Origin of the sequence: Microcoleus sp. T2B6 (assembly GCF_036700475.1) — a bacterium.
Classification (GTDB): Bacteria; Cyanobacteriota; Cyanobacteriia; order Cyanobacteriales; family Microcoleaceae; genus Microcoleus.
On record NZ_JAUBOZ010000198.1, the window covers coordinates 1 to 5,908 of the forward strand.

The 5,908-nt window shown below is 42.3% G+C and carries 7 protein-coding genes and 1 pseudogene; 3 read left to right on the plus strand and 5 right to left on the minus strand.

Annotation, left to right across the window (positions count from 1 at the left end; all coding sequences use genetic code 11):
- Nucleotides 1-216 precede the first annotated feature (216 nt).
- Entirely contained in the window at nt 217-1,221 is a 1,005-nt protein-coding gene (locus QUA00_RS35980) for a glycosyltransferase family 2 protein (RefSeq protein WP_333413336.1), read from the minus strand.
- A gap of 87 nt (nt 1,222-1,308) precedes the next feature.
- Nucleotides 1,309-2,016 (minus strand): C40 family peptidase, encoded by a 708-nt coding sequence (locus tag QUA00_RS35985; protein ID WP_333413338.1) that lies wholly within the window; start codon nt 2,014-2,016, stop codon nt 1,309-1,311.
- A gap of 95 nt (nt 2,017-2,111) precedes the next feature.
- Here QUA00_RS35985 and QUA00_RS35990 point away from each other — a divergent pair, with 95 nt between their 5' ends.
- Nucleotides 2,112-3,050 (plus strand): serine hydrolase, encoded by a 939-nt coding sequence (locus tag QUA00_RS35990; protein WP_333413340.1) that lies wholly within the window; start codon nt 2,112-2,114, stop codon nt 3,048-3,050.
- Between the two features lie 82 nt (nt 3,051-3,132).
- Here QUA00_RS35990 and QUA00_RS35995 read toward each other — a convergent pair whose 3' ends face one another.
- From QUA00_RS35995 to QUA00_RS36005, 3 genes and pseudogenes are all read right to left on the minus strand, one after another.
- Nucleotides 3,133-3,411, minus strand: a complete 279-nt coding sequence (locus QUA00_RS35995) for a hypothetical protein (RefSeq protein ID WP_333143909.1) — start codon at nt 3,409-3,411, stop codon at nt 3,133-3,135.
- Nucleotides 3,412-3,421: 10 nt separating this feature from the next.
- Nucleotides 3,422-4,063 (minus strand): annotated as a pseudogene (locus tag QUA00_RS36000) (transposase); the annotation flags it as partial.
- 229 nt (nt 4,064-4,292) lie between these two features.
- The gene (locus tag QUA00_RS36005; protein ID WP_333143911.1) at nt 4,293-4,457 is read right to left on the minus strand and encodes a hypothetical protein; all 165 of its coding nucleotides are present in this window, start codon (nt 4,455-4,457) and stop codon (nt 4,293-4,295) included.
- A 97-nt stretch (nt 4,458-4,554) separates the two neighbouring features.
- Here QUA00_RS36005 and QUA00_RS36010 point away from each other — a divergent pair, with 97 nt between their 5' ends.
- Nucleotides 4,555-4,818, plus strand: coding sequence for a hypothetical protein (locus QUA00_RS36010; protein WP_333413343.1), 264 nt, complete (start codon nt 4,555-4,557; stop codon nt 4,816-4,818).
- Nucleotides 4,819-4,956: 138 nt separating this feature from the next.
- Nucleotides 4,957-5,499: a transposase gene (locus tag QUA00_RS36015; protein ID WP_333413295.1), complete on the plus strand. Its 543-nt coding sequence runs from the start codon at nt 4,957-4,959 to the stop codon at nt 5,497-5,499.
- The last annotated feature ends 409 nt before the right edge of the window (nt 5,500-5,908 follow it).

Below are 5,908 nucleotides of genomic sequence, written 5' to 3' on the forward strand. Positions count from 1 at the left end.
CGCCCTTTCTGGACGGGCGGGACGCCCATCCCACAAGAACCATCACGCATTGTAAGTTATTTAATTCTCATTCCTAAGCTGTTCGGCATTTAAAAGACGATAGTAGGGTGCGTCATTACAGAAGTGTTTCCCGCATAAGCGCGTAAGAGTTCACTCCTGACGCACCATACAAGCCTCGTTACTGGTTTAAATGCTCCACAGCTTAACACCAATCCTTTACTTAGAACCAAACACCTCGCGCACCCGATAAATAGGTTTTCCCTGCGACTCGTGATAAGTCCGCATCATCACTTCCGCCAGCAAACCAAAACAAAATAACTGCACGCCAGTTAACAGCAAAACCACAGCCAAAATCAGCAAAGGGCGGTTCCCAATAATTTGACCAAAACCCAATTTTAAGACTGTCAAATAAATCCCTAAAACCGTTCCCAACGTCATAGAACTCAGTCCCAAAAGTCCAAAAACGTGCATCGGTCGAGTCAGAAACTTTTTCATAAAAGAAATAGTTAACAAATCCATCAACACGCGAAAAGTCCGCCAAATCCCGTACTTACTTTGACCGAAACGGCGGGCGTGATGTCGCACCGGAAGTTCTGCAATTCTCGCCCCTTCAATAAACGCCAAAGCAGGCAAAAAGCGGTGCAATTCCCCGTACAGATTCAAGTCTGCTGCCAACTCGGATTTATAAGCTTTCAAAGAACAGCCGTAGTCATGCAAAGTTACGCCTGTAACGCGACCAATTAACCAGTTCGCAATTTTAGAAGGAATCAACCGACTAATAGTATTATCCTGCCTATTTTTCCGCCAGCCGCTAACTAAATCGTAGCCTTCATCTAACTTGGCCAACAATAGCGGAATATCAGCCGGATCATTTTGCAAATCGCCGTCTAGGGTAACAATAGCACGGCCGCGAGCGCGATCGAAACCTGCCGACATGGCAGCAGTTTGCCCGTAATTGCGGCGCAAAATTACAGCACAAAGGTCATCGCGAGTGCTGGCTAACTGCTGGAGAAGTGCACCCGAACCGTCCTTAGAACCGTCATCTACACAAATAATTTGATAGCTGAGTCCAGAGGGTTGGATAGAAGAGGCGATCGCCTCAATCAAATGAGGCAAACTTTCCACCTCATTATACACCGGCACCACCACTGAAACGTCGAGAACAACCTCAGCGCCAGCCTGCTGTGCAGCCAATTTTTCCAAAAATAATGCAGCGTCCATTTGTTTGTTAGATAACATCAGTAATCATTAGTCATTAGTCATTAGTCATTAGTCAACAGTCAACAGTCAACAGTCAACAGTCAACAACTAATTAGGTTGATAACTTGCCACAACTTTACCATATCCCCGCAATTGCTGGTAATAAGCTTGACTGACTCGATCGCCATCCTCCGACAAAACATCGATACCGATACCGTTGCGACCTTGTGCTTGTCCCGAACTGTGAATGTAGCGATTATCTCCGAGATACAATCCTACATGAGTTGCTTTTTCGGGCGTACCAAAAAATACTAAATCCCCCGGTTCTAAAGCACTGATACTAATAGGTTTAGTAAAAGCTTCCTGCTGATAAGCATCCCTCGGCAACCAGATGCCCGCAGCCACAAAAGCAGCTTGCATCAAGCCCGAACAATCATAATTTGGCCCGACTGTACCGCCCCAAAGATAATAATTGGATTGGTTCATAGCCTCGCGAGCGAAAGTAATTACTATTGGTAATTTTTCCTTGATTTGGGCCTCAGAAAGCACGAGAGGATGATACACTGTTTCTGCCCGATCGAGCAACTCAACATCTCGAATATCCAGCCATCCCGGATAATCATCTTCGCACAGTCGCACCATCACAGCCGTTGTATCCAAGTTTACATCGCTCTGTCTTAGGGGGAGTTCGACGACGCGCAAATGCCGCCCCAGGGCTGCTTGAGTTGCCAATCGATCGCACTTTGGGGAATCGTAAATATTTATGTGCGATCGCGCCCGGTACTCCTGAACATCAGATAATTGATAATTGGCCATTGCTAATTGCTAATTGTTTGCTGTTAATTGTTCGCATTTAACGATAGATTGCCATTAGCTGCTAGCCGTTAACCGTTAACCGTCAGCCATTAACCATGACATTTTTTCACAAAGACGAACAATTAGAAAACCTCGGCAGTAGCATTATAGACTCCACGTTGTCAGAATTTACAGGATTAAGTGGCGATCGTACAGCCATTACCTGGATAGTCTACGATCCGCCGGTGCGAGTCAATACAGGCGGTGCCCTGAGTCCAGAAGAATTTTGGAAATATCAACCGCGAGGTTTTAGCGCCAGAGCTTCCGAACGAATTTATCCAGCCAGCATCGTCAAATTATTCTACCTCGTTGCCATCTGGGAATGGGCGCAAAAAGGCATGATTCAAACATCGCCAGAATTAGAACGCGCCGTCCGAGATATGATAGTTGATTCCAGCAACGACGCCACCAGTTTAGTAGTAGACGCCCTCACCGGCACAACCAGCGGCCCAGAATTATCACCAGGCCCCTTTGAAAGTTGGAAACAGCAGCGAAACATCGTCAACCGTTACTTTCAATCATTGGATTGGCCGGAATTACAAAATATTAACGCCAATCAAAAAACCTGGTGTGACGGCCCCTACGGTCGCGAGCGAGCATTTGTGGGAGAATTAATGGAAAATAGAAATATGCTGACCACAAATGCAGCGGCGCGTTTGCTGCACAGTATAATCGGCGGCGTAGCTGTTTCTGCCCAAGCATCGCAAGAAATGATGGGTTTAATGAAACGCAGTTTAGACCCAGCAGAATTAGAAGCAGATCCCGAAAATCAAGTTACAGGTTTTTTAGGCGGCGGATTGCCAGAATCAGCAAAATTGTGGTCAAAAGCGGGACTGACAAGTCAAGTGCGTCACGATGCTGCTTATATTGAAATACCAAATTTGCGGCCGTATTTGTTGGTTGTATTTACCGAGGGGAAAGAGAATAGCAAGAATGAAGAAATTTTGCCATTTATATCGCGGCAAGTTGTCGAAGCGATGAAGGCACTTAATTAGACTTAGGGCAAATTGAAAATTATACACGCAGATTCCCGACTTCTGAAAAAAGTTGGGACTCTAACAGCGTCAACTGTCAACCCTAACTTTTTAATTGAACTTGCTCCATCATTCGTTGATCTTGTTGGCTGTGAAAACGATGAGTTGAGGAAAGTAATTCTTCTTTGGTAACTGGCGTTCTTCTTAGGGTATCTAAAGGAACTAGAAACTCACATTTTTGAATTTTGATTTCCAGTGCATCAATTACAAATCTTACATCCAAAAAACTGGCATCTTCGTAGTCATTATCTTCATAACGTTTAATTTGTTCTTCTTTCAGTCCAGCTAAATCTGCCAATTCTTTTTGGATTAGCTTAGCCATTTGTAACAAGTTAAGCCTGTATGGCAGTTGTCAAAGGGATTTCAGAAGAGGCATCAAATAAAAATTGATTCAGGCCTCGCTGTCGATCGGGGAAAGGTGCAACAATTAACTTAACATTGGGCTTTCGTTGAGATTTAACAATACCTAAATCTTGGTTTTCGGGCGCGGCGAAATACTCGATCAAGTCAGTGGCCTTACCTTTTTGATGAGCTACATAAAAATGGTAAAGACCCCGGTAAATCATTTCTAATGAAATCGAATCTATTGGTAAAGAGAGTTGGTCAGCAACGGCATCACCTAAATCAACCAAGAGTGCATAAAATATCCAAGTCCCCCAAATTTGAAGCTGGATGCCGTTGAGAGAACCTGTCCACAAATAACTTAATCCCAAAAGCCTTTTTACGGTATTAAAAGCATCTTCAATCCTCCAGCGCCTGCGATATAAATCTGCGACTACGTAGGGAGGTAATACATGAGGATCTAGTACGCTTGTCAAATAAGAATGCCAAATTTTACCGGAACGAACTTCAATCAAACGTAAGGTAATAAATGGAGTTTTTGAAGTTCCTGAGCCTAGCCGTATCCGACTATCTCGGAGTTCATAACTCTTGGTAAATACTTGCTGTATTTTAATTGCTGCTCCTTTTTTTAACAATACTCCGGACAGTTTTTAAAGAGGGATACGATCGCTTTTGCAGCAGAGAAGTGAAAAAAGTGAGTGCAATCTGAACCCAAAATCAACAGAAAAAAAGGCACTCTTTTCGGTTAAGCTATAAAAACACACAAGCTCAACAGATTGCCTTAGGAAAATCATGGAATCCATCTTACAACAAATGCCAGGGATTAGTCAACCCCAAAAGAAGTTTTTAATCACTTTATTCTCAACTATCTTGCTGGCTTATGGCAAGGTCAACTTCACAAATCTCAGTCGTTATAGTTGTTTGAGCGAAAAAACCTACCGTCGTCACTTTCTCAAAAGCTTTAATTTTCCACAATTTAATCAATATTTCCACGGAACTTGCTTTAAATCCTGAACACACAGTCATTGCTGTTATTGATTGTTCTTTTTTAAGAAAAAGTGGCAAAAAAACTGACGGCAAGGCTTATTTTTATAATGGTGTAGCTGGTAAATCGGAACAGGGATTGGAAATTTCTGTGATTTCTATTGTCGAAATTGAGACTCGTTTATCTTATAGCTTAAGCGTGCAACAAACTCCATCACGTCCTCAAATAAAGCCAGGGAAAAAACTGCCACAAAAACCGAAGAATAGCTGGTCAAAAAAATCTCGCAAAAAACAGGAGTCTCAAAGCTCAACGCCTGACATCACAAGAGTTGATGACTATGCACAACATCTAAAGAATACTCGTTATTTCTTCCCAAATTCTGTACGTCCAAATGGTCGCTGATGGCTATTACTACCGCTCTAAATTCTGGGATGCTGTGCGGGAGTTAAATTTAGACTTTATTGGCAAGTTAAGAGTTGATGCCGTCCCTACGCTATCTTTATACTGGTGAACAAAAGAAACTGGGAGCTCCACGTAAATATGATCGCACAAGTTGACTGCCATGATTTGAGTCGTCTTAATTTTGTTAAAGAAATAAAACCGGGAGTTTCATTATATACATTGGTGGTGTGGAGTTGTTGTTTAAATTGCCAAATTAGGTTGGCTTGTATCTCTGAGGTTCAAGCCAACGGAGAAATGAAAAATGCTTTATTATTTAGCACTGATATTCACTTACCGCCTGAGCAAATTGTTGAATATTATCAGGCTCGTTTCCAGATTGAATTTATTTTTCGTGATGCCAAGCAATTTACGGGATTGTCGGATTGTCAAGCTCGTCATTTACCACGGCTTGATTTTCACTTTAATGCCAGTCTAATTGCCTTAAACTTAGCCAAACATGAACTTTCTAGTTGTCATTCATCTGCCAAATCTTTTGTGTTTTCTATGGCCTCTTATAAACGTCTGGAATTCAATAAGCATCTACTTTCTACCTTTATTGATAAGTTAGATTTAGACCCGGATTTGATTTTAAACCATCCTAATCTTCCTTCAGTCTTGTCTTATGGTACTCTGGCTGCTTAAAAACTGTCCGGAGTATTGTTATATATAACTTAAGCTTTATAACTAGGTTGCAAAGGTTTGAGATTATTCGCCTTACTTGCGGAAGCTTTCCTACGCTCGATGGTAAACTCCGTCAAGGGTTCAGAATGACATTTAAGTTATTACTCCAACCGCTATTAACTAAATCCTTCTGAGAATGCGATCATAAATGTCGCAAATCGAACTGATGCGGTGGGTGGGCGGGCAAATAAAATCCTGCTTGGAGCAGGATTTTCCCCCCTTTATCGGGGGTCGTCATTGATTACTTGACAAAATCATCAATCTCTTCATTATCGTCAGTTGCCTTTTTCTTGTGAGAAGCTTTGACTGCCGATTCGATATAACGGAAGTGCAAGTCAATCACTGCTTGCTCAGATGAAAGCCAGTAAAC

What these genes read in the sequence shown, in the direction of transcription:
- QUA00_RS35980 (WP_333413336.1), bottom strand. Translation starts at nt 1,221, where the DNA reads ATGGACGCTGCATTATTTTTGGAAAAATTGGCTGCACAGCAGGCTGGC.
- QUA00_RS35985 (WP_333413338.1), bottom strand. Translation starts at nt 2,016, where the DNA reads ATGGCCAATTATCAATTATCTGATGTTCAGGAGTACCGGGCGCGATCG.
- QUA00_RS35990 (WP_333413340.1), top strand. Translation starts at nt 2,112, where the DNA reads ATGACATTTTTTCACAAAGACGAACAATTAGAAAACCTCGGCAGTAGC.
- QUA00_RS35995 (WP_333143909.1), bottom strand. Translation starts at nt 3,411, where the DNA reads ATGGCTAAGCTAATCCAAAAAGAATTGGCAGATTTAGCTGGACTGAAA.
- QUA00_RS36005 (WP_333143911.1), bottom strand. Translation starts at nt 4,457, where the DNA reads ATGACTGTGTGTTCAGGATTTAAAGCAAGTTCCGTGGAAATATTGATT.
- QUA00_RS36015 (WP_333413295.1), top strand. Translation starts at nt 4,957, where the DNA reads ATGATCGCACAAGTTGACTGCCATGATTTGAGTCGTCTTAATTTTGTT.